Raw genomic sequence first — 22,840 nt, 5'->3', positions numbered from 1 at the left:
TTTAAAGAGCGTGTTTTGTTCCATATTCCCGAGCTTTCCATTGGCCCCAATGAAGCGGTCTATTTAAGAGGTGCTAACGGCGTTGGCAAGACAACCCTGCTTAAGATCTTATCCGGGCTACAAAAGCCAACCACCGGCACCATCAACGGCAACGATACCCGTTGGTATCAGTGTCTACGCCGCCGCCCAGGTACTCAGGATATCATCTACCTTCACCAGTCCCCATACTTATTTGATGGCAGTGTCTATCAAAATGTGGTGTACGGTATCCGCTTCCACGCGATGCCCTCACACAACAAGCGCGCTCAGGTGATCCATGCGCTACGCCTGGTGGGTTTAGAAACCCTAGCCGATGAGCATATCTCGGTGCTGTCAGGAGGGGAAAAGCAGCGCGTAGCAATGGCACGAGCCTGGATACTCAAACCGTCTATCTTGCTAATGGATGAACCCAGTGCGTCACTAGATAAGGACTCAATCGACCGCTTAGTCAGCATGGCGCAAGATCTGCTACAACGAGGGTCAAGCCTGGTGATCACCAGTCACCAGACTAATGCCCTCACCGCGTTGTGCAGCAAGCAATGGTGGATAAAGGACACGACCTTACTTGAGTCACCGTTACTACAAGTCGTCAAGCAATCAAAAAGGGACCATACATATGCTTCAGCCAAGGGAAACTAGCTGGGTAATACTCGCTGGCGGCCAGGCCAGCCGCATGGGCGGGACGGACAAGGGACTGATTGAGCTTAATGGTAAGCCCTTAATTCACTTTGTTATCGAACGCCTCAAACCACAAACTGAGCGGATCATCATCAACGCCAACCGCAATCAACAGCGCTATGCAGCGCTTGCTCCGGTGGTCGGCGATCACTTCCCCGACTATCCGGGCCCCTTGGGCGGTATTCACGCCGGTTTATCAAACACTGAGACCGACTGGGTTGGCTTTGTTCCTTGTGACAGCCCCGATATTAATCGCGATATCGTTGCGCGCTTTTGCCAAGCCGCCGAGCCAGATAGCGACATCTTAGTCGCGCATGATGGTCAGCACCAACAGCCAGTCTTTACCATGTTTCACCGCCGCGTTCTGCCAAAACTGACGGCCTTTCTAGAGCGTGGCGATCGAAAAATCATCCTACTCTACCAAGAGTGTCAAACCAAAATGGTCGATTTTAGCGACTCACCTAACTGCTTCGTTAACCTCAACACGCCACAAGAGTTGGCGCAATTTGGAATCCTAAAATAATGACAACACAGAGACCTAACTTACCAATATTGGGGTTTGCCGCTTATTCGGGCACCGGGAAAACCACTTTACTCGAGGCGCTGTTGCCCAAATTGACCCAAGCAGGGCTGCGCATTGGTATTCTCAAGCACGCGCACCACGAGTTTGATGTCGACAAACCGGGTAAAGACAGCTATCGCCTGCGCAAAGCAGGGGCAACACAGATGCTCGTGGCTTCGCGTAATCGGCATGCCTTAATGACCGAGACGCCGGAATGTGAGGCCCAGTTTGACTATCTGCTGAGTCGCTTTGACCAGCAAAAAATCGATGTCATTTTGGTTGAAGGCTTCAAACAGGTCGATTTTGCCAAGATTGAGCTACATCGTGAAGCCCTCGGCAAACCCTGGCTGCATCCAAGCGATAGCAACATTATCGCGATTGCTGTCGATAGCAAGGTTGATTCGACCCTGCCACAACTCGATATCAACGACCTTGATGCGATCGGTCAGTTTGTCCAAAACTACATAAACAACACCTCACAAAACAAGTCGTCAAAAGTGGTTAGCTGTGATGCACTCTCTCCTGCCTTTCTCTCAGTGGCTGAGGGACGCAAGAAAATCCTCGACGCCATTGACGTGATCCCTGATGATGAGGCGATTAACATTAAGCAAAGCTACGGTCGAGTACTGAGCCAAACCGTCCACTCGCCGATTGACGTTCCCCAATACACCAATTCAGCAATGGATGGCTTTGCTATCCGCGGCGATGACCTTGAGCAAGAGAGCTATCGAGTAGTCGCTGAGGTAATGGCTGGCTATAGCCATGATCTCCCCCTGAAAACCGGTGAGGCAGTCAAGATCATGACCGGTGCACCGATACCACAAGGCGCGGATACCGTGGTCATGCGTGAGCAAGCACAAACGCACGATGAGCAGGTGCGTTTTAACGCCAAGATAAAAGCAGGGCAAAATGTTCGCCAAGCCGGCGAAGACCTAGCACAGGGCGCTCAAGTGTTCTCAGCTGGCACTCGAATCGAGTCTGCAGAAATGGGTATGCTGGCCTCGCTAGGCCTTGACCAGTGCCAAGTCCATCGACAATTGAAGGTGGCCATTTTTTCAACTGGCGATGAGGTTCAGGCACCGGGCACCGAGCTGCAACCCAATACCATCTATGATTCAAATCGCTTTACCTTAATCGGCCTATTACAAGCGCTGGGCTGTGAGGTGATTGACCTTGGGATCATCGCTGATGATGAAGCGCTGATGGTGCAAGCCCTTGAGGGAGCGGCCCAGAGTGCCGATATGGTACTGACCTCTGGCGGTGTCTCAGTTGGTGATGCTGACTACATTAAACTCGCTCTTGAGCGCCTGGGACAGATCGATTTTTGGCGTATCAGCATGCGCCCTGGCCGGCCGCTGGCGTTTGGTAAAATCAATAACACACCCTTTTTCGGTCTACCCGGCAATCCAGTCGCGGTAATGGTATCGTTTATTAACTTCGTTGAGCCTGCCATTCGCCATATGCAAGGACAGGCGGACTGGACACCACTCAAGGTGCCAGCCATTGCAAGTGAATCGCTGCGCTCACGCCTTGGCAGAACTGAGTTTAGCCGCGGAATCTACCAGCTTAATCATCAAGGCCAATTGACCGTGCACACCACAGGCTCCCAAGGCTCAGGAATTTTACGCTCAATGAGCGAAGCAAACTGTCTAATCGAAGTCGCCCCAAGCGTCGAGAGCGTCAAACCCGGCGAGTTTGTCACCATCATCCCACTGCAAGGTAGGGTCTAAACGACAGGGTACGGGGTTCGGGTACGGGCGTTGCCCTTCGAGGAGCGAGTGGTTCACAACGCGTGGAGAGTACTCGCTCCTAAAATACAGTCACGAGAAACGAGGACGGGCATAGCCCTTCGAGAGGCGAGGAGTTCACCACGCGCGGGGAGTACTCGCACCTCTGAACGAAGTGTAACCCGCACCTCGCAACGCAGTGAACCTGTGGTTTTATCTTTTGTTAGAGTAGCCGAGGCGTGCTTTGAGGGCTTTTTTCTGGGCGGCTTTACTTAGGCGTTTTTTCGGCTTGTCGGGTGTGAGTTCTGATTCGGGTTTTGGCTCGTAGCCCGCTAACCACTCTTGCGGCAAGCGGGTATCAAGCAGACGTTCTATTGCATCAACTAGGCGCTGCTCGTCATGGCTCATCAAAGAGACGGCTAGGCCCCTGTGCCCTGCTCTACCAGTGCGGCCGATACGGTGCACATAGTCCTCGGCTTTAAATGGCATCTCATAGTTCACCACCTGCTCAAGCTGTGGGATATCCAATCCACGTGCGGCGACATCGGTGGCAATCAGTGCACGCACCTTTCCCTGTTTGAACTCATCCAGTGCGCGCTGACGTGCTCCCTGGCTCTTATCACCATTTATCGATACCGCCTCAATACCGTCCAGTTTAAGCTCCTTGGCTAGGGCATCGCTGCCTTGCTTGGTTTTGGTGAACACCAACACCTGCTGCCAGTTTTTGGAGCCTATCAGATAGGCTAACAGCTCGCTTTTTCGTGATTTGTCGACTGGGTAAACAATCTGCTCCACCAGCTCAGCCGTGGTGTTGGCCGGTGAAACTTCTACTTCGATAGGCTCATCGAGTAAGCGATAGGCGAAATTCTTGATGCCTTGGTGGAAGGTGGCTGAAAATAGCAGTGTCTGTCTTGGCTGCTGGCCTAGAAGGCGCAATAGGCGCTGAATATCCGGCTTAAAGCCCATATCCAACATGCGATCGGCCTCATCGAGGACAAAATGATTGATTGACTTGAGATTGAGGTTTTTGCAATACAGATGATCAAGCAAGCGCCCTGGGGTCGCAATCACGACATCACAGCCGTTTTTTAACTTATTGGTTTGCACACCCATGCTGGTACCACCATAGAGGGCAACACAAGTAAGGTGTGTTTGCTCCGCCAGCGATTGGATGCTTTCCAATACCTGCTGGGCAAGCTCTCGAGTCGGCACTAACACCAGCACTCTTGGCTGACGACCTTCCTCTAGCGCCTGCTCTGACACCAGTAACTGATGCAAGATAGGCAAGGCAAAGGCTGCGGTTTTGCCAGTGCCCGTTTGCGCGGCAGCCAATACATCTTTCCCAGCTAGGACATGCGGTATCGCCTGTTGCTGAACCTCAGTCGGCTCGACAAAGCCAAGCTGGCTTAATTGCTGTGCCAGTAAATCATTTAAGCCTAGTTGGGAGAATTTCATCTGCTGCTATCTCACTATCTCTAAAGGGCGCGAATTGTATCAAACTCCAGCCGCTTGCCCAAATTAACAGTGAGCTGCGCTTGTGTTGCAAATCAAAGCCGCTGCCTTGCACTATTTTGACATTGCTCCCAACGCCTTTTATTAAGCTTCGCCACCAATTTAATAAATGCCCCATCAGCCCCATAGTCTATGTGACTGAGCCGGCTGAAGACAAAAACATGCAGTGACGTGACCGACTGAACATATCCTAACGGTTTATCGCTATGATTTAGCAGTCATCTTCTACACTTAAACGGTAGCCATGTCTCGTCCACCACAGAGGATACCTATAAATGAAAACACAATTGGCCATGATGATAATCGCCGTAGGCTTTATGGTTAGCGGCTGTGCAGAACTCGAAGAAAAGTACGATGTTGGTGAGTACACAGCGGTGTCAAACCCGGCTTCTGTGTACTGTGTTGAGCAAAATGGTGAACTAGTCATCCAAACAGAGGCGGGCAAGCGAGTCACCTATTGCAAACAAGAAGATGGTCAAATGACTGAGCAATGGCAGTATTATCGCCAAGAGCAAGAGCAAGATAACTGATCCTATATTGAGGGCGTTTGGCCCTCATCCCCTACAAACATGCGGCTGTAACCGCACCTTTCGTCCGTTTGTACTCCAATTTAACGCGTCAGTCACTCTTTGAGCATAGGCGTTTATTCCATTTGATTGGAATTTGCCAACTATTTGAGCTAATCAGCAAATCTATGCAAGTTAGCTAATGAAAATGTCACTGACTTTGCGCATAATCGGGTATCTATAAAAAAGAACTAGGACGTCAAATTCGATGGAAAAAACCACTCGCACCATGCCGGCGCACAAGCACATCGCGCTTGTTGCACACGACAACTACAAACCCGAGCTGCTTCGTTGGGTAACGGAGCAAAAAGACAAACTTCAGCGTCACTTTCTGTACGCAACAGGCACGACCGGTCATTTACTGAGTAAAGAGACAAAGCTTGCGATCAAAACCTTTATCAGCGGACCAATGGGCGGGGACCAGCAACTCGGTGCCCTGATCTCTGAGGGTAAGATCGACATGATGATTTTCTTCTGGGATCCTCTCAACGCCGTTCCGCACGACCCAGATGTCAAGGCCCTATTACGTATCGCCAGCGTTTGGAACATTCCAGTGGCGACCAACCGCGCTACCGCTAACTTCTTAGTGTCATCGAATCTGCTTGAATCAGAGGTGGAGATCGAAATCCCTGACTACGAAGCCTACCTCGCCAAGCGCACCTAAGGCCAGAAATAGGTCTTAAGTGAGTGCATAGCCTCGATGCGCAACTGTAAGACACTAGCTTGAAACCCGGCATATTTACCTTGAAACAGGCCGCTTAATTGCGGCCTTTTACTACCTCAACCGGGTAGTCCTGCTCGGTAAGCTCGTCAATAAACACCGAGGGGCTGGTCTTGTACATCACCCACACCTTTTCTTTGGCTCGAGTTAAGGCGACGTAGAACAAGCGCCGCTCTTCGGCAAAGGCGAAACTGTCATCAACTTGCAATACCGCGCTATCGAGATGTACCGTCTTATCTTTGGTTGGAAACTGACCCTTGTCAACATTGACCACAAACACGTAGTCCGCTTCTCGACCCTTACTGGCGTGACAAGTCATAAAACGAATATCGAGATTGGTAAAGGCCCGACACCAACTGTCGAGGTGCTCAGGTTTATGATAGTGGTTACGTCCAAGCAACAGCACACTTTTACGAGTCTTGCAGCGACGGTCAAGATCATCGAGCAGATGCTCAATGCGACTTTGCGGCGCAACAAACACGCTAGCCCGCTTGACCTGTTTAGCACTGTTGAGGGTCTTTTTAATTTGAGCCGGATTGGCTTGAATAAAGCGATTGGCCACGTCACCAATCATTTGATTAAACCGATAAGTGGTATCAAGGTGGTGGATCGTTGAGTGGGTGAATCGCTCGGCAAAGCCGGTGGTCAAATTGACGTCTGAGCCAGTAAACTGATAAATCGACTGCCAATCGTCACCCACAGCAAATAGGCGCACCGCATCGACGTGTTTTGACTGGCAAAGAGCCTCAATCAAAGCCAAGCGCTCTGGCGAGGTGTCTTGGTACTCATCGACCATGATATGTCGCCAACGGGATCTAAAGCGCCCCTTCTGTGCGTATTGGGTTGCCCGGCTGATCATCAGATTAAAATCAATCTGCCCCGTCTCTTTGAGCATCTGTTTCCATGCTTGGTAGCACGGCCACACCAAGGCTAACTCACTGTTCAAGCGTGAGTACTCGGGATGTGAGACCAACAACTGCTGGATATCTTTTTTACTTTTGGCCATCGCGGCTAACTGACCGCGCTGCTTATCCAGCCAAGCGATCAGTTTCGGGTTTTCGACGTTCGAGCCCAGTTCATCATCACCGGCCAAATAGGCAATCGGCCACTGTGAAAGATGCTTTTGCCAGCGTTTAAAATTGGTTTTGGTCAACCAGTGTTTTTTCAACCAGTCGATACACCATGCCTGACGTAACTTATCGTCGGTAGCGATTGAGCTGATCTCAGGTGCCTTTCCCTCAACCTCTCGCAGGATCTGCATACCCAATTGATGAAAAGTACTGACCGTGACACCATCAGCAGCTAGCCCCACTTTCTGCGCTAAGCGCTCAGACATCTCGTTGACTGCATCACGGCCGAACGCCATCAACAGAATATCGTCAGCACTGGCCAAGTGACTTTGCAGTAGATACGCCACACGCGCAGTTAGCACGCTGGTCTTACCCGACCCGGCCCCCGCAAGAACCAAATTGTGGTTGTCATTAAGCAGCACAGCATGCTGCTGTGATACATTCAGTGGCGACGACTCGATTTGCTTAAACAGTACCTCCCAATTATCGCGCTCCTTGTCAATCCACGCCTGATTGCGTGCCTGCACCTCAGGATCAGACTCTAGAAGCCACGGCGACAGCACCTGAATACGCTGCGCCTTGTGGTGCTCAGCCTCTGGTAATGACATATTCATCGCTTCAAGATCTGTCGTCACCTGCTGGCACCAATCATCAACAAGCGAATGAGGCAAAAACTCCGGTAAGTGGCGCAAACGATGCAGCTCCGCCTCCCACTTTGGTAGGCATTGGTTCAACTGCTCACATTGCTGGTTGTGCCAATCTTGGTACATCGTGACCGCGTGCTGGGCAAATTGGCGACAGCTCGCCCAAGGGAGCCCCTGAACGCACCAAGCCAATTGCTCTCCTCGCTCTGGATGGGAATAGAAGGTCAACGCCCCCCATACAAAACCGCGCTTGACCTCAATCTGACCATTCCAGACATGAAAAGGGATCCGCTCTTCAAGCATCGGTGAGGAGATCACCAGCTGTGCATCCGAGATAGCAACATGGTGATATTCATTTTGAGCGAAAAATCGCGCGGTTTTATTGGCACTGAGCTGCATGGTGGCTGGTCGCAATAGTGGTTATCGAATTGGTATAGCCCGAGTATATAACGTTGTAATTACACAAACAAAATCTCTCCTATTTGATTGAGTAAAGTGTGTGTAATTTTGTTGAGTCCTGCGCAAAATGATCGGTACAATAGCCCCTCCTTGAGCAAAGACAACGGATGACTTGTGCCCGCATCAACCTCCAATTTATCCCAGCAGCTTCAGCGGCGTTGGACGAATAAGACATTTAACTACAGTATTTTAATGCTGATTACCTTGTTGGGTGCTGTCTTACCGTGCTGGTACCTAGAGCAGCGACACCTGACCATCCCTTTGATACTGGGTGTAATCGCCGCTGCGCTCTCAGACAGTGACGACCGCTTTTCTCGCCGAATGAAAGCGATTGTTCTCACCCTGATCTGCTTTTGCATGGCTTCACTCTCTGTTGAGTGGCTGTTTCCTTATCCGCCACTGTTTGTCCTCGGCCTCGCGACCTCTAGCTTTATGTTCATCATGTTAGGGGCGATTGGCCCACGCTATGCAAGTATCGCTTTTGGCTCAATCTTAATGGCGATCTACACCATGCTCAGTACCTACAACAGCCCAGAGTTCGGCTCACAACCGACTTGGTTGCTCGCGGGGGCCGCTTGGTATTTTCTTATGTCGACCCTGTGGCAAGGCCTTGCGCCCTCTCAGCCGGTGCAAAACAGTACGGCCAAGGTATTTTTCTGTCTCGCCGACTATCTCGAGGTCAAAAGTCAGTTATTTCAGCCAGTATCAAACCTTACCCCTCAGCCCTATCGTTTGGCTGAGGCGAAACTCAACGCGGCCACAGTTGAGGCGCTCAATCAGTGTAAAAACACCCTGCTATCTCGCACCCGCCATGGACAAATTCCGCGCCGTCATCAACGCCTACTCAACATCTACTTCCAAGCACAAGATATCCATGAGCGGGTCAGCTCCAGCCACTCACGCTACCAAGAACTGGCCAAAGAGTTTGAGCGCTCAGACGTGATGTTTCGGTTTAAATATCTGCTTGAGACTCAAGCCCGAGCATGTCGCCAACTGGGGGATGCGATCCAGCTCAATGCGCGCTATCAACACTCAAACGAGTCCATTATTGCGCTGGATGAACTACAAAACTCCATTGAGTATTTGCGAAGTGTCAATCTCAAGCAGCCACATCCAAGCATCTCTCCGATCGCCCTTGCCCAGCTTGGCTACCTGTTCAATAACTTAGCGATGGTTGAGAAGCAGTTTAGCAGCATTGAACACAGTGGCTCTGAAGTGCGAGATGATGAAGAGCTCAACGACACTAGCCCGCATACGCTCAAAGCGATGTGGCAGCGCCTCAAGGCCAACCTAAATCGTGACTCGATCTTATTTCGCCACGCGGTACGACTCTCCGTCGCCCTCTCGCTTGGCTATGGGGTTATTCAACTATTTGATTTAGAACGTGGTTACTGGATCATGCTCACCACTCTCTTCGTTTGCCAGCCAAACTACAGCGCCACTCGGCAAAAGCTTACCTCGCGGGTGATTGGCACCATTGCTGGCCTGTTAATAGGCGTGCCCCTATTAGCTATGTTTCCCTCGCAAGAGAGCCAGTTGGTGTTTATCGTGCTCAGCGGTCTGCTGTTTTTTGCTTTTCGGATCAACAATTACAGCTACGCCACCACGTTCATCACCCTACTAGTGCTGTTTAGCTTTCATCAACTCGGCGAAGGTTACGCAGTGGCCCTTCCACGTCTATCGGATACCTTAATTGGCTGCATACTCGCCGTTGGGGCGGTGCGATTTATCTTGCCTGACTGGCAATCTAAGCGACTGGCTCAGGTGATGGCGGATGCACTGCATGCGAACAATGACTACCTGACGCAAGTCATCGGTCAGTACCGCGTGGGTAAGCGGGATACGCTGAATTACCGTATCTCTCGTCGAGGAGCACATAACCAAGACGCTGCCCTCAACACTACCATTAACAACATGCTAGTTGAGCCCGGTCGTTATCAAGAGAATATTGACGATAGTTATCGCTTCCTGACTCTTAATCATGCCCTGCTAAGCTACATCTCAGCGATGGGAGCCCATCGCAAGACGATTGAGAATGAGGAGACCCACCGCTTGGTAGTTGAGGCGCATCGCTTTATTCATCAACAGCTAGAGCGAGTAAGCGCAGAATTAACTGCGCAGCCTTCAAGTACGCCATGCAGTGAAAGCTACGACGCTTCTATCGAGCGACGCCTCTCTGAGTGGCATACTGAGGATGAGAGCTCAGCAAGGATGCTGCTTGAGCAGATGCACCTTATCTATCGCATGATGCCAGAGATGCATACACTCGCCAGTCGTTTTACCAGTCTAGCAACTGGCCAAAACGGTCAAAAGAGTGAGTCGTGACTAAGCCAGTTGATAGTAGTTTTGCTGGAAGAATTTCAGCGCATCAACCAGCGCTCGCTCTTTGAGGGGTTTGATCAACACATAGTTTGCCCCAGCCAGCAAGAATGCTTGGCGAGTCTCGTCTAGACCATCAGCGGTACAGGCGAAAATCGGTGTCGACAGCTTGAGTTGTTCGCGGATAAGCCTGGTGGCATCGACGCCGTTGATCTCTGGCAGTTGATTATCCATCAGTACTAGATCAAACTCACGGGTCTTCATTGCATCGATGGCTTTTACGCCATCATCCACCCATTCAACCTTCAAACCAAACTTCTCACAAAAAGCCTGAGCAATAAAGGCATTGGTAGCATTATCCTCGACCAACAGCACCGTCACTTGGTGGTCAAAATGAATTGGCTTATGTGGTGTATGTGGTAAACGCGTAACACTGCCATGTTTGCTGTGGATTTTTATCGGTATCGTCAGAATAAAGTCGGTACCGCGACCCTTAATACTCTTGACATCAATTGTGCCCCCCAGCAACTCAACCAAGCTGCGTACTATAGACAGCCCTAAGCCACTCCCGCCGTGCTGACGGGTTTGTGGGGACTCTAACTGTACAAACGGTTCAAAGATCATCTCCAGCTCAGAGTCCGAGATTCCGATCCCAGAGTCTCGAACCTCAATGGTCATTTGATCATGGTTAAGCACCTGGACCACCACCGAGATGCAGCCATGTTCTGTGAACTTTACGGCATTGCTCACCAAGTTAAACAAGATCTGATTGAGCCGCACCTGATCGGTGACGATCCTCAAATCCGGAGCTGCATTCATACGTACGTGCAGCTCAACGCCTTTTTCAACACACAACGGCGAGTAGATCTGCTCGACTGCTCTGCAGCTTTCGAGCAACTTAAACACCTTCGGCTGAATGGTAAACTGCCCCTGCTCAATCTTAGAAAAATCGAGGATATCATTGAGTACCGCCAGCAGGTGCTCACCACTTTGACACAGTATGTCGACGTACTTTTGATGTTGCTCTTGGCTAAGCCCATGATGGAGCAGCTGTGACACACCGATGATCCCATTCAGGGGAGTTCTAAGCTCGTGGCTCATCTTAGCAAGGAAATCTGCCCGCAAACGCGCGGTCTCCTCAGCAGCTTCTTTCGCTCGCTGAGTCTGCCTCTCTGCCTCAACCAGTGATGAGATGTCCTGCGCCTGAGCGATGATTTGTTGAGTGCCATTTTCCAGAGAGATAGAAGAGATGTTCCAGCGATAGGTGTTGCCCTCAACGACAGTATTGATGCCCACTACCGCCTCTCCCTCAACGACTTTTAGCACATACGGGAGTAGGCTTTCCACCAGTTCTGCATAGGTCGAGGTCGACTCTACTCCACTACCGAACTGCTGCTTTGCTACTGGGTTCATGCTGACCACTTGGCCATTGGCATTCCAAACAATGCTCGGCGAGAGGGAAAAGTTGAACAAATCCTCAAACAGTTTTTCCTGCTCACTCAGACGCGAAAAGGCACTCTCGATCACATGCCCAAGCCGGTCAAACTCAATAATCGCCGAGCCGGTATACTCTTTCACATCCCGTTGCTCAACCCGTGCACTGGTATAACTCATCAATCTCTCGAGCTCGATGGCAATCTTTTGTTTTAGCCAACGACGGCCCCATATGGTAATCCCGATCAGAATACAGAACAGCCCGACGATGCCTATCATGTGGCTGCGAATCAATAGCGAGGAGGTGGGGGCAGTGCGAATGGTGTAGATGCTGAGGAAAGTCGCACTGTCGTTTAAGATCAGGTCGGTTTTGCGCACCATCAAATGGCTGGTCAGCTTATAGTGATTTTGACTCTTTGAATGCTCCAACAGAATATCAAGTTGGTCGTACTCAGGGTTAATGGAAAAGCTTGAGGAAATCACGGTAGAACCCACCGCAAGCATCGTATCTTGAGAGTTGCTTTCATCACGAAGTTTGAGCATTAGAGGCAGGTTATTATTCAATACCACCCCGACATTAAGCATCGCCAATACCTCACCAGAGGCACTATCGAGCACGGGGGAGCGACGCATCAGAATATATCGTGTCCCCAATTGTGAGGGCGTTTGAACAAGGTACCAGTGCTTACCTAAGGTGAGATTCTCGGTCAAATTCTGCAAAGAGCGATCAGAGATGCCGTAAAAACGATGGTTACCATCATTCCAATAGACCTGATTCTCGCGGGTAATAATCCGGATATCAGGCACCATATCCGAATTGATATTATCAAGCCCGGCAAATAAGCGGTCCAGCTCACCCAAGCGATTGCCACGAAGAGTCGAAATCAATGAGTCACTGCGCCCAATGGTGTCTTGCTGTATCTCAAGGGCATCAAGGTGATAGTTGAAAATACTCTGGATCAAGGCAGAGGTCTGCTCGCTGGCTCTATCAGCCTCTCGACCGATAATCTGGGTTGAAACATAGTAATTTTGAAATAGAACCAGCACAGCAAACACAGCGATCATCAAGAACACCGAGTGGGTGATCAGTGTCGTTAATGGGCGTCTAGTCTTCTTAGCCGATTGCATGAGGTGGGAGTACCAAGGTTAACAATTAAGGGTTCGAATAGCGAAACGCTTGCTGCTTTAACGCCTGTACATCTTGCGGCTCTGTCAGTGACGTCAACACTTGAAAGCTTCCAGAATACACGGTTGGTACCGCTCTTCCTTCCAGATCCCACTTGATGGCCTCAGCCATTGCAATCCCCGTATCATCATTCATGCGCATTACAGTGACATCCAACTCTTGACTGGCAAGGGCATCAAGCTCAGCGGTTCCACCGCCCCAACCATTGATAAAAATATCCTCCCGTCCAGCCTCTCTCAAAGCGTCAACCGCACCCAATGCAACATCGGTCGAACACGCATAGATAAAGTCGATGTCAGGATCTTGGCGCAGAATATTTTTAGCCGCTTGATAGCCAGAGGTGCGACTGGCATTGGTGTAGAAAGACGAGGCCAAACGGTAATTGTCATGGTTCGTCATCTGATCGATAAAAGTGGTGCCACGAGCCTCACTCACATAGCCCTCTGAAAAGTAAATCACTGAATAGTTCACATCGGGTTGGGGGAAGGTCTTCTTAAAATGATCGACCAACAATTCTGTTCCCTTAATATGGTCAAAGCCGACATACATAAAAGGCTGACGCTCTCCCCAATCTCGCAGCGGAGTAGTGATATTTTGCAAAATAATCTTGGTTTGAGCGCTGCTAAGCACATGCTCGATAAACTTACGATGGCGGGTTGTATCGAGGGTAAACACTAAATAATCTGACTTATTTTTGAGTGCCTCCATCAAGGACAAGCTCTGCTGCCTTAAGTCAACATTCGGCCGAGTAAACACTTGGTTAATTTCATAATCAATCCCAAGCTCGTCCATACGTCGCTCGAAGGCACTGATATTACGCACCCAATAGTCAGATACTTGTTGACCAGGATACACCACCGAAATAGTCACAGGTTCCGCTTGATCTGCGCTTAAGGGAATTGCTGGGTTTTGTACGGTATCGGACAGCTGCTTGGTCAGACTACGTTGCTCAGGAAATGCATTGAGAAACTCATCGTATTTCCAGTAGTCGGCAAGCACTTGGTGGGAGTATGAGTGTTCTAACGCCGATGTACAAAAAGCCGTGAGACATAACGCAATGGAGGGTAGTATATTTTTCATGCTATGGTCTTTTTTAGTCCTTGATTGCGGCAGGTGACGATGGTGATTACAACTGCTCAAGACACCATTCCCCTTTGATCAACGACTCTTTGCGCGATTTAGGCAGCTTTTTCAGCTTGTGTTCCCATTGCTGAGCCTCACTACGGCTCTTTCCAGCTGGGGAGGACCAAACCAATATTAGCGGTCCCTTGCCTCTCAGTGCTTTGGCACCCTTGCCGGTCCTATGCTGCTCAAAGCGACGCGTAACATCGGTCGTTACTCCACAGTATAGAGCATTATCTTTAGTTCGAATAAGATAAATAAACCAACAAGATAGCACCAAAAAAACCCTTCACTTACTTAACTACGCGAAGACTCTAGCTCGGCAATCTTGGCCTTGAGAGCGGCCACCTCTTGTTCAAGCTCCACAATACGAGCATCTTTGCTATTGGCCATGGTTGGCGCAGCAGCCTCAAGTGCACTGATGTCCACCTCACCGCAAAACAGGTGCTGATAGCGAGACTCGCGTTTACCAGCTTCGCGTGGCAGCTTAACTACCAAGGCACCACTTTCACGCTGCGACATAGCCGTGAGTAGTTGCTCTACCTCTTTAACATCACCAAACTCACACAAACGACTAGTACGAGTGCGCAATTCTCCTGGTGTCTGCGCGCCGCGCAGCAACATACAGCATGCAATGCCTTTCTCCTGTGCACTTAACTGCAAATCACCGAATTCGGTATTACAGAAGCGGTGTTGGTACTTATTGGCTCGGCTGTTAAAACCACTCTCATCACTGACCAAGCGCTTAGCAATCAAGCCATTCACCGCAGACTTTACCTCTTCTGCAGTAAGTGACATCACAGGATCTCGGTTGCTTTTTTGATTGCACGCGGAGGTCAGACTATTAAGTGTTAGAGGGTAATAGTCTGGCGTGGTGACCTCTTTCTCAATCAAGCAACCAATAATCCGAGCTTCAATAGGTGAGAGTACGATTGTCATTGTCGTTATCCTTTTCTAGTGTTCTGGGTAGAGGTTGAGTGGACGTAAGTTTCCCTCGGCATCCATCATCATGATGCGTGAGCGCTGTAACTCAACCTCTGTGGCCTCGATATACTTACGAGCCCCTTTATAGGCTTGGCCGAGCTTAAGGCTGTCCCCTTTACTGGTCGCACTTGGCTCTGCAGGTGCCGGTGTTGACTTCGGCACCTGATATTCGATTTGGTGTTGTAAGTGTTTGGTAATTAGCATAAGCAAACGGTATCGAATCCAATCTTGCCCTCATCATAGCTAGAGAAGTCCTTAGCGACAACGGTCATGATAACAGTTGCCTAAAGATCCAACATCTCGATAAAAAAATAGGCGCTCAAGCAGTGCTTCGCGCCTATCAACAACATTCTTACGGCTATTTACACAGTAACCGAACCACGAGAGCTCCTGGTTCGCGCATGGCATCCACGTTATAACTCAATACTTTACCAGCTTGTGGTGCAGTATAAGTATCGATAAGATCACCAAAGGCATTATATTGTTTAGCAACAACCGTCCCCTCTGTGACCTCACTTAGTAGCTCGACTTCTGGCAGCACTAAACCACCTTGGTGAGCACGGATACTCACAATAGAGCGGCCTTCCATACACTCGGCGCTCGCTGCCTGTGGTTCACCCTCTAGCATACCAACAAACTTGAGGATATTTTGCATCCCTTCAACCGCTCGATTGATCAGATCTGGCTGGGTAATTTTGCCCATACCAACCTCAACGGTGATACTTGGAATACCGCTATTGTTCCACACCGTTTCCAGCACACCAGCATCACCTGGATCGTCAAGAATGCAATCTGCATTCATCAAGCGCGCCATTTGCAGCGCTTCTGGCAAACGGAAATCTGCAAAGACATATAGTGGATATACTGCGCCACTGGTTTGCGTGTGCAAGTCAATCGCACAATCGGCATTCGGTCTAAGTAACTTAGTCCAAACACAATCAATAAATCGATGCGCTGCATCACCTTGTGGATTACCTGGGAAGAAGCGATTCAGGTTGGTCGGTGATGCATCAGGATCTGAGCTAAAGAAGTCACGACTATGACGCAACATGCCCGTGGTATTGATCATCGAAACGACCGTAATGGTTCCTTTGATGCTTTTTGCTTGTAGGCTTCGAATCATCTCATGGGCAGCTAACACCCCATTCAACTCGTCGCCATGAACGCCTGCTGTGATCATGACCCGCGGGCCATCCATCTCTCCCTTGAGCACACTGACTGGTAGCAGTTGTGGCTGAGCAAGCGCATTCGTGCCCGCTTGAAACCAAAACTGATGATGCCCAGGAGCAAGGTCTTTCACGTCAAGCTGCTCAACCACAGCGGTCCCTTGAATAATATCGGCAAGGTGTACCGTTGGCATAGTAATTCTCTCTTAATAAACAGGTTCGGGGACGGGCTTTGCCCTGCGAGGTGCGAGGAATTCACAGCGCGCTGGGCTTTCTCGCCTCTCGCAGCAAAGCGATCTCGCTTCTCGCCTCTCTCCTCAGGAACAAAAAAGGGCGAGAAACCTCGCCCTAGCTCAATATTTTTTGTGCTTTATGCGAAGCCCATCAGATGTGCTCCAACCACGACAATGCTCGATAGTGTGAACAACAATACGATGAAACGCCAGCAGAACTTGGCCCAGTTGCCCCAATCGATACGACAAACACCCAAGGTTGCCATCAGTGACGCCGAGGTAGGTACGATAATGTTGGTAAAGCCATCACCCAGCTGGAATGCTAGAACAGCCACCTGACGAGTTACGCCAGCAATGTCAGCCAGAGGAGCCAGTAGCGGCATAGTCAAGGCTGCTTGGCCGGAGCCTGAGGTGACGAAGAAGTTGAACACCGACTGGAAGACATACATTAACCACGCTGCGCCAGCTTCAGGGAGACCACTGATGACGCCGCCCGCGCTGTTAAGAATCGAGTTAAGTACGCTTGCCTCGTCGGTAGAGCCACCACCCAGAATAAGCAGCACACCTTTGGCGCAACCTACTAGCAGTGCTGGAGCTAGCATCACGCTCGCGCCTTCTTTGAATGAGGCCGCGACATCGTTCATTGTCATGTCGTTAAGACGGAACACAACGCCGATAATACCGGCAACAAAGCCCATAGTGAAAAACTGTGACGCGATTTCCGGAATATACCAAGCGTGTGCAACCACACCCCAGACAACCCAAACCGTGGTGGCCGCAACCGTTAGGATCACTAGAGTATCACCGAGATTCCAGCGAGACTCTTGGTCACCAGCTTCTTGGGCACGGAAATGCGCGTCACTTTGGTAGCTGTATGACAAGGTTGGCTTGGCTTTGATCTTAGCCGCATACATCATGGTGAACGCAATACCGATCAGGGTAAACACCACCCACATCACCATACGCATCTGCATACCTGAAAGGACCGGAACACCAGCAATGCCTTGGGCAATCGCGACTGAGAATGGGTTCATCCACGAGGTGGCAAAACCGATTTGTGTCGCTACGTAGGTGACCATAACTGTGGTGATGCCATCGTAACCAAGACGCACCATCAAAGGCGCGATAATGATCGCAAACGCCACGGCCTCTTCGCCCATACCGAATACAGCACCGCCAAGAGAGAACAACACAAAGAGAACCGGAATAAACAGCGACTCACTGCCCTTGGTTTTGTCAATTAGGCGCAAAATTCCGTTATCGATCGTACCGGTGCGCATCACGACGCCAAATGCACCACCGATCACCAGCATAAACATAATCACACCGATGGCACTGCCCCACTTAGACCCCGAAACCAGTCCTTCAAATGGGAAGTTCATCAGACCAATGCCACCACCAGAGGCGAACAGGCCGACCTTGTTATACTGAAGCTCACCATTCTCGTCGGTCGCATAGCTAAACGACGTCGGATCAATCACAGTGCGGCTCTTCTCTACGCCATCGGCGATATAAGAAACTTGCTGACTATCAAACTGACCTGCTGGGACAAAATAGGTCAGGATACTGGCAAGAATACCGACAACAAAAATCAGGATTAGGGTGTCTGGCATCTGCCAGGTTTTGTTCTCTGTGGTCACTGCAGGTGACTCAATATCTGTGTGAGACATGACTGGTTTTACTTCGGTTAAAGTGTGAAATCAAAAAGAGCATGAAATGTCATACATTCAGAATAAAAAGTCAATATTTTGTCGCAAAGCAGGGTTAATAATTAATATTTATATGATCTGGAGTCACAAGCTCGCGGGAAAATTCGAGCTTGGATAAGGCCTTTTGACTCACATTTGTGTTAACTGCGGCAAACTCTATCAGCACGGAAGTCGAGAACACCTTGAGCATCTCGAGTGAACTGTGCTTTAATCACTGCCAGTTGCTGCACAGTTTGTGCGGCGCCATTTTATTAGAATAGATTTTGGGGAAAAAGTAATGAGTAGCGTATTTGAAATCGTTAGCCAAGCTCGTCGTAAAAACAAACTAAAGCGCGAACTGCTAGACAATGAAAAGAAAATCCGCGACAACCGCAAACGTGTCGATCTGCTAGAAAACCTGCTGGACTACATCCGCCCAGACATGCCAACAGAAGAAGTACTCGCCATCGTTAAAAACATGAAGGCAGACTACGAAGATCGCGTTGACGACCACATCATCAAAAGCGCAGAAATTTCAAAAGCACGCCGTGACATCAGCCGCCGCATCCGCGAGCTAACTGAAGAAGACAAGGCTTCGACGCAAGGCAAGAAATAAGCCCACTGCGTTTCGAGAGGCGAGAACGTTTCACTCGAGAAACGAGAAAGCGCACCACGCGCGATAAACTTCTCGTCTCCCTTAGAGTAAAACCCAACCTCGCCTCTATAATTTATCAAACTAAGAGACGTCTCGTTTCTAAGCGCGTCAACATTCTACTCGTCAAGCAAGTAAACGAACAACGCGTGATAAACTTCTCGCCTCTCGCAGGGCAACGCCCGATCCCGCCTCTCGCCTCTTTCACTTAATATACTCATGCCAATACCGATCAGCGATCGCGATCGCGCGCTCTCGATCTCCGGTTTCGGTAAACAGTATTGAAGCCATGGTCTCGATCACCGTATTGACCATTAAGTGGCGCATCTCTCTTGGTGTGCCGAGAGGGCAGACAAATTGCTGATCGACTTGCTCAAGTTGGCGCTCCGCCCAGTAGTGAGATTCAACGCCTTGTGCGGTACTGAGCCATACAGTTTGGCTCACCCTTGGGTTGTATTCTGACTCTCCTGATTGCCCCTTAAACGAGATAACCGCTGAGGATAAACCAATCTCATGTTCAACCTCGGCATGCAGCTGTTGAAAGCCTGGATGGAAACTGCCTCGCAGCCCCAAACGAGCCTTGCCTGGATTTAACGCTCGAACCACGGTATTGATTGGTGTCCTTAGCCCATAGCGCTGCTTCCAAGCGATCATTTTTTCTGCTTGAGGAGCGAAGTTGGCCAGTGGTAGATAAACGATTCCCAGCTCTTCAATCAGTTTCTGCGCCTCAATGGCATCTTGAGCAATTGGAACCCCAACTTTATCGAGATAATCTTCAACATGGAGGCGATCTAAAGTCGGGTCTTTAAACCCGTGTAACACCACTTTGTAACCATTGCGTGCAAGGATTTTCGCGGCCAGCAGCTGCCAAGGTGGTCCTGCAGCGTGACGCTTGCCGGCGTAGCATGGCCAATCTATATCGGCGCCAATCTCCGGCATACGCGATTGAAATGCACTGACAAAACCCGCAATCTCCTGCTTGGTCTCATTTTGGACCCGTATCAGCATAAGCAACATCGCCATTTGATCGTCACCGACTTGCCCGTCAAGGTATTCATCCATCACCCGATAGGCCTGATCAAAACCAAGCGGTTTTCGACCCCGCTCTCCGCGTCCTACTGTACGAATGCACTCTAAAATACTGCCCATAGCTCTTCCGTGAATAGCAAAAATTATCATCAACTTATCGATTTCGGTGGTCAGGATCAAGCCATGCTTGTTAATCCGTGTCAAAGCAACAGGCTGTATCAGGCCAATCGCGGCCCAGCATTACGGCAATTCACACTGTAAACTGACACTTAGAGGGCGTTTTTGCTGACCAATGAAAGATGGGCATCTGCAGAACGAGGCTGCCTGATGATTGCCGAATAAGCTTGCTCTTGCGAAATAGGCTTTGAAAAATAGTAGCCTTGCAGCATCTCGCAGCCCAACTGAGTTAGATAATCAACCTGCGAGGCATTCTCGACCCCCTCTGCGACCAATTCCAAGTTATGCGTTTTCGCCAGTGAGTAGATAACTTTTGCCATTGAAGGCTCAGTGCCAATCGCGTCATTGAGCATCTCGATAAATACTTTATCAATCTTCAAGACATCAAAGGGATAGTGAGCCAATTGGTAAAATGAGGTATACCCAGAGCCGAAATCATCGAGTGCCAAACGGAAACCAAGGTCTTTCAGGGCATTGAGCGTATCACCGCCGTCGTCTTGGTTAGGAACAAAGGCGGTTTCTGTAATTTCGAGCTCCACCTTTGATGTGTCAATCTGATACTGCTCAACCAACCTCGTCACTTGACTCACAAACCGCTCATTAGACAGCTCTAGTGCTGAAATGTTAATTGAAAAAATAGGCACTGAGCTTTGACTTTGGCTGATTCGCTTGATCATAGTAAAGCTATTGCGCAGAACCCAAAGGTCAACATCGTCTATCAAACCCAATTTTTCCGCTTGCGTCACGTACTCTTCTGCTGAGAACCCCTGCTCTTCAAGCTCAGGGCAACGCAGCAAGACTTCATAACCTCGGGTATGTTGATTCTTTGCCTCAACAATCGGCATAAACATCAGCTTAAATCCATCATGAATAAGCGATGAAACTAGAGCTCTCTCAACTATCTCACTGCTTCTAATCTGTTGGGCGATATCGACATTGTAAAATTGGTAATGATTACCATCGACCTGCTTGGCGGCTTCTAGCGCCCTTTCTGCCTGTGTCTGCAACGCCTCAATACCGACTGTCGAGCCCGTTTGCTCTATCTCAACGATCCCGAGGCTAACAGACAGTGGTAGCTCATGGAATTCAAATTGATAGCCACTAGCAAACAGCTCTTGGATAGCATTAACAAGTTGCAACAAACGCGAAAAACTGCCCGTTCCATCGACGTACAAGCCAAATTGATCCGACGTCAAACGCGCAATGGCAACATGGCTCGATGACTCCACATACTCCGTGATCAATCGACGTAGCTTAGCGGCAAAGTCAACCAAAAACCGATCGGCCGCCGCTCGACTGATGTGATCGTTAACCCATTTGAAGTTATCAATATCAAGGTAAACCAGATACGCGGGCACGCTTCCCTGTTGAAGAACAATCAAACGCTTGAGCTGTGTAACAAAGTAACGCCGACTTTGAAGACCTGTGAGCTCGTCTTTCTCGACTAAAGAGCGCATGTTCTTGCGCATGACAAGATAGGAGTCGCGTAACTCAGAAATCTCAATATCTGACGCGTGCACCACACCTTCTTTGGCATCCAGTTGCTGAGCGTACTTATCGAGTGGAGCAATCACAAACTTGATCACCAAAGCGTAGAAAATAGTCAAGATGAGTAAGGTGAGCCCAAGCATGATGCCGACAATAGCAAAACGCTGATGCATTAACTTTGTCGCCAGAGCCTCACTGTCGAGTTCAATAGACAGATTGAATAGAGGTCCCCTAACAGACAGGCTAATCTGATGTCCAAACCAAGGCGAAGTCTGTTCTATTTGATACTCCTCCCCTGCTGTGATGAGTCGTTCAGATGCTGAATACTCCCACACCGGACCAAGTAAAACCCCCTCATATTGCTCGACAGGCTTCGCTGCCAAACTGACTTTATGCTGCTGCATCGGTCCAAATTCTCGCTGCAACTGGCGGGTGAGGTCGGAGAATATCGTCAGCGGATGAATGACCAACAATAGCTGCTGCGTCGGAATGGTGGTTGACGTGATCAGCAACAGATCATCGCCTTGCTGCATCAAACGATGGTAGCGTAAATTGGGGCTTAGCTGGGTCTTTTGTGCCTCCGCCAACAACACTGACAGTAAGCTTGGCTGGGTATACTGATTTTCAGTAATGATATTTCCCGAAGCATCAATCAAAGCGAGAGTAAATTGTGCCTGACTCAACACATCCTCGGGCACAAAAAGCTGTTGAAGATGCATGGTAAACGAGCGTAATACCTGCCGACTGTCTCTATCTGGCAGCAGTTGGGTCAGCTGATTCTCTTGCAGCAGCACCGCGTCGATTTGTGCATCCACTCGGCGGATCGCTCTTGGTACTTGTTGCATCATCAATTCTATCTGGGCAGCCCACCGAGTCACCAAAGCTTGTTTGAGTTGACTTGAGGTATACAGATAGAGACAGGTGCCAAGCAAAACAAACAACAAACAGGTGATCGGCACGAATACTTTTTGCATTCTGCCTAATAGTGATGAGCTAAAAATACTTTTCGCTACTCGCCGCATGCTATACCCTTAAACCACAGTCAGATCTTAGGCGCTTATTTTTTCTACTTAGCCCTATACCCAAGTAACCTCAAGATGCAGTTTCAGCGAGATTTGCTTGGTTTGCAGCCAAGGCGGTCACTTGAAGATTTAGTGGCTCTAAATCGAGAGTGACCAACGCCGGCTGCGAGCCAAGCAAACTCGCCCGGAGGGAGCTAATATACAGGCTCATCTCCGCGTCAAATGACTTTGAAAGGGACAACCATTTCTACAGTCATTTTCCTTGATATGAGCCTGTATATTGGCTCTGAATTCTGCACCTTGAGGTCACTTGGGTATAAACAATTTAGAATAAATAAATGATTTTTCGACAAGTATCATTG

The 22,840-nt window shown here is 49.5% G+C and carries 17 protein-coding genes and 1 pseudogene; 7 read left to right on the top strand and 11 right to left on the bottom strand.

Annotated elements, in window-relative coordinates; all coding sequences use genetic code 11:
- Positions 1-9 precede the first annotated feature (9 nt).
- From ACZ5R2_RS17155 to ACZ5R2_RS17145, 3 genes and pseudogenes are all read left to right on the top strand, one after another.
- Positions 10-678, top strand: a pseudogene (locus ACZ5R2_RS17155) (energy-coupling factor ABC transporter ATP-binding protein); the annotation flags it as partial.
- Entirely contained in the window at positions 656-1,240 is a 585-nt protein-coding gene (gene mobA, locus ACZ5R2_RS17150; RefSeq protein WP_464903368.1) for a molybdenum cofactor guanylyltransferase MobA, read from the top strand. The pseudogene ACZ5R2_RS17155 and the gene mobA, both read left to right, overlap by 23 nt.
- The gene (locus ACZ5R2_RS17145; protein WP_464903369.1) at positions 1,240-3,009 is read left to right on the top strand and encodes a bifunctional molybdopterin-guanine dinucleotide biosynthesis adaptor protein MobB/molybdopterin molybdotransferase MoeA; all 1,770 of its coding nucleotides are present in this window, start codon (positions 1,240-1,242) and stop codon (positions 3,007-3,009) included. The genes mobA and ACZ5R2_RS17145 overlap by 1 nt, the downstream gene beginning before the upstream one ends.
- A gap of 210 nt (positions 3,010-3,219) precedes the next feature.
- Here the strand turns inward: ACZ5R2_RS17145 and ACZ5R2_RS17140 are convergent, their stop codons facing one another.
- Positions 3,220-4,461, bottom strand: coding sequence for a DEAD/DEAH box helicase (locus ACZ5R2_RS17140; RefSeq protein ID WP_464903370.1), 1,242 nt, complete (start codon positions 4,459-4,461; stop codon positions 3,220-3,222).
- A gap of 332 nt (positions 4,462-4,793) precedes the next feature.
- Here ACZ5R2_RS17140 and ACZ5R2_RS17135 point away from each other — a divergent pair, with 332 nt between their 5' ends.
- Positions 4,794-5,048: a putative hemolysin gene (locus ACZ5R2_RS17135; protein WP_464903371.1), complete on the top strand. Its 255-nt coding sequence runs from the start codon at positions 4,794-4,796 to the stop codon at positions 5,046-5,048.
- A 244-nt stretch (positions 5,049-5,292) separates the two neighbouring features.
- Positions 5,293-5,748 (top strand): methylglyoxal synthase, encoded by a 456-nt coding sequence (locus ACZ5R2_RS17130; protein WP_464903372.1) that lies wholly within the window; start codon positions 5,293-5,295, stop codon positions 5,746-5,748.
- A gap of 94 nt (positions 5,749-5,842) precedes the next feature.
- Here ACZ5R2_RS17130 and helD read toward each other — a convergent pair whose 3' ends face one another.
- Entirely contained in the window at positions 5,843-7,918 is a 2,076-nt protein-coding gene (helD, locus tag ACZ5R2_RS17125) for a DNA helicase IV (protein WP_464903678.1), read from the bottom strand.
- Between the two features lie 174 nt (positions 7,919-8,092).
- Here helD and yccS point away from each other — a divergent pair, with 174 nt between their 5' ends.
- Positions 8,093-10,303, top strand: a complete 2,211-nt coding sequence (gene yccS / locus ACZ5R2_RS17120; RefSeq protein WP_464919463.1) for a YccS family putative transporter — start codon at positions 8,093-8,095, stop codon at positions 10,301-10,303.
- On the opposite strand, the gene ACZ5R2_RS17115 is transcribed toward yccS, so the two are convergent.
- The 7 genes from ACZ5R2_RS17115 to yfcC all read right to left on the bottom strand — a co-directional run bounded on the left by ACZ5R2_RS17115 (position 10,304) and on the right by yfcC (position 18,035).
- Positions 10,304-12,859: a LuxQ periplasmic sensor domain-containing protein gene (locus ACZ5R2_RS17115; RefSeq protein WP_464903374.1), complete on the bottom strand. Its 2,556-nt coding sequence runs from the start codon at positions 12,857-12,859 to the stop codon at positions 10,304-10,306.
- A gap of 25 nt (positions 12,860-12,884) precedes the next feature.
- Positions 12,885-13,997: an autoinducer 2-binding periplasmic protein LuxP gene (locus ACZ5R2_RS17110; RefSeq protein WP_464903375.1), complete on the bottom strand. Its 1,113-nt coding sequence runs from the start codon at positions 13,995-13,997 to the stop codon at positions 12,885-12,887.
- A 46-nt stretch (positions 13,998-14,043) separates the two neighbouring features.
- Complete coding sequence (locus tag ACZ5R2_RS17105; protein ID WP_464903376.1) at positions 14,044-14,319, bottom strand: GIY-YIG nuclease family protein; 276 nt, start codon at positions 14,317-14,319, stop codon at positions 14,044-14,046.
- Positions 14,320-14,336: 17 nt separating this feature from the next.
- Entirely contained in the window at positions 14,337-14,978 is a 642-nt protein-coding gene (locus tag ACZ5R2_RS17100) for a YceH family protein (protein WP_464903377.1), read from the bottom strand.
- A 15-nt stretch (positions 14,979-14,993) separates the two neighbouring features.
- Positions 14,994-15,227 carry a hypothetical protein gene (locus ACZ5R2_RS17095; protein ID WP_464903378.1) on the bottom strand — a complete coding sequence of 78 codons (234 nt, stop codon included), beginning with the start codon at positions 15,225-15,227 and terminating at the stop codon, positions 14,994-14,996.
- A gap of 154 nt (positions 15,228-15,381) precedes the next feature.
- Positions 15,382-16,383 carry a succinylglutamate desuccinylase/aspartoacylase family protein gene (locus tag ACZ5R2_RS17090; RefSeq protein ID WP_464903379.1) on the bottom strand — a complete coding sequence of 334 codons (1,002 nt, stop codon included), beginning with the start codon at positions 16,381-16,383 and terminating at the stop codon, positions 15,382-15,384.
- 176 nt (positions 16,384-16,559) lie between these two features.
- Positions 16,560-18,035, bottom strand: coding sequence for a putative basic amino acid antiporter YfcC (yfcC, locus tag ACZ5R2_RS17085; protein ID WP_464903679.1), 1,476 nt, complete (start codon positions 18,033-18,035; stop codon positions 16,560-16,562).
- Between the two features lie 373 nt (positions 18,036-18,408).
- Here yfcC and ACZ5R2_RS17080 point away from each other — a divergent pair, with 373 nt between their 5' ends.
- On the top strand, positions 18,409-18,726 hold the full coding sequence (locus ACZ5R2_RS17080; RefSeq protein WP_464903380.1) for a DUF496 family protein: 318 nt from the start codon (positions 18,409-18,411) through the stop codon (positions 18,724-18,726).
- A 240-nt stretch (positions 18,727-18,966) separates the two neighbouring features.
- Here ACZ5R2_RS17080 and ACZ5R2_RS17075 read toward each other — a convergent pair whose 3' ends face one another.
- Together ACZ5R2_RS17075 and ACZ5R2_RS17070 are read right to left on the bottom strand one after the other, a co-directional pair.
- Entirely contained in the window at positions 18,967-19,911 is a 945-nt protein-coding gene (locus ACZ5R2_RS17075; protein ID WP_464903680.1) for a glycosyl transferase family protein, read from the bottom strand.
- A 149-nt stretch (positions 19,912-20,060) separates the two neighbouring features.
- On the bottom strand, positions 20,061-22,430 hold the full coding sequence (locus ACZ5R2_RS17070; RefSeq protein ID WP_464903381.1) for a putative bifunctional diguanylate cyclase/phosphodiesterase: 2,370 nt from the start codon (positions 22,428-22,430) through the stop codon (positions 20,061-20,063).
- Positions 22,431-22,840: the final 410 nt, after the last annotated feature.

The organism is Vibrio sabulosilitoris (genome assembly GCF_055391395.1).
This window is presented reverse-complemented; position numbering and strand designations above follow the sequence as displayed.

Bases quoted from the DNA above. Each gene is read 5' to 3' on its own strand.
- mobA (WP_464903368.1), top strand. From the start codon at position 656: ATGCTTCAGCCAAGGGAAACTAGCTGGGTAATACTCGCTGGCGGCCAG.
- ACZ5R2_RS17145 (WP_464903369.1), top strand. From the start codon at position 1,240: ATGACAACACAGAGACCTAACTTACCAATATTGGGGTTTGCCGCTTAT.
- ACZ5R2_RS17140 (WP_464903370.1), bottom strand. From the start codon at position 4,461: ATGAAATTCTCCCAACTAGGCTTAAATGATTTACTGGCACAGCAATTA.
- ACZ5R2_RS17135 (WP_464903371.1), top strand. From the start codon at position 4,794: ATGAAAACACAATTGGCCATGATGATAATCGCCGTAGGCTTTATGGTT.
- ACZ5R2_RS17130 (WP_464903372.1), top strand. From the start codon at position 5,293: ATGGAAAAAACCACTCGCACCATGCCGGCGCACAAGCACATCGCGCTT.
- helD (WP_464903678.1), bottom strand. From the start codon at position 7,918: ATGCAGCTCAGTGCCAATAAAACCGCGCGATTTTTCGCTCAAAATGAA.
- ACZ5R2_RS17115 (WP_464903374.1), bottom strand. From the start codon at position 12,859: ATGCAATCGGCTAAGAAGACTAGACGCCCATTAACGACACTGATCACC.
- ACZ5R2_RS17110 (WP_464903375.1), bottom strand. From the start codon at position 13,997: ATGAAAAATATACTACCCTCCATTGCGTTATGTCTCACGGCTTTTTGT.
- ACZ5R2_RS17100 (WP_464903377.1), bottom strand. From the start codon at position 14,978: ATGACAATCGTACTCTCACCTATTGAAGCTCGGATTATTGGTTGCTTG.
- ACZ5R2_RS17095 (WP_464903378.1), bottom strand. From the start codon at position 15,227: ATGCTAATTACCAAACACTTACAACACCAAATCGAATATCAGGTGCCG.
- ACZ5R2_RS17090 (WP_464903379.1), bottom strand. From the start codon at position 16,383: ATGCCAACGGTACACCTTGCCGATATTATTCAAGGGACCGCTGTGGTT.
- yfcC (WP_464903679.1), bottom strand. From the start codon at position 18,035: ATGCCAGACACCCTAATCCTGATTTTTGTTGTCGGTATTCTTGCCAGT.
- ACZ5R2_RS17080 (WP_464903380.1), top strand. From the start codon at position 18,409: ATGAGTAGCGTATTTGAAATCGTTAGCCAAGCTCGTCGTAAAAACAAA.
- ACZ5R2_RS17075 (WP_464903680.1), bottom strand. From the start codon at position 19,911: ATGGGCAGTATTTTAGAGTGCATTCGTACAGTAGGACGCGGAGAGCGG.
- ACZ5R2_RS17070 (WP_464903381.1), bottom strand. From the start codon at position 22,430: ATGCAAAAAGTATTCGTGCCGATCACCTGTTTGTTGTTTGTTTTGCTT.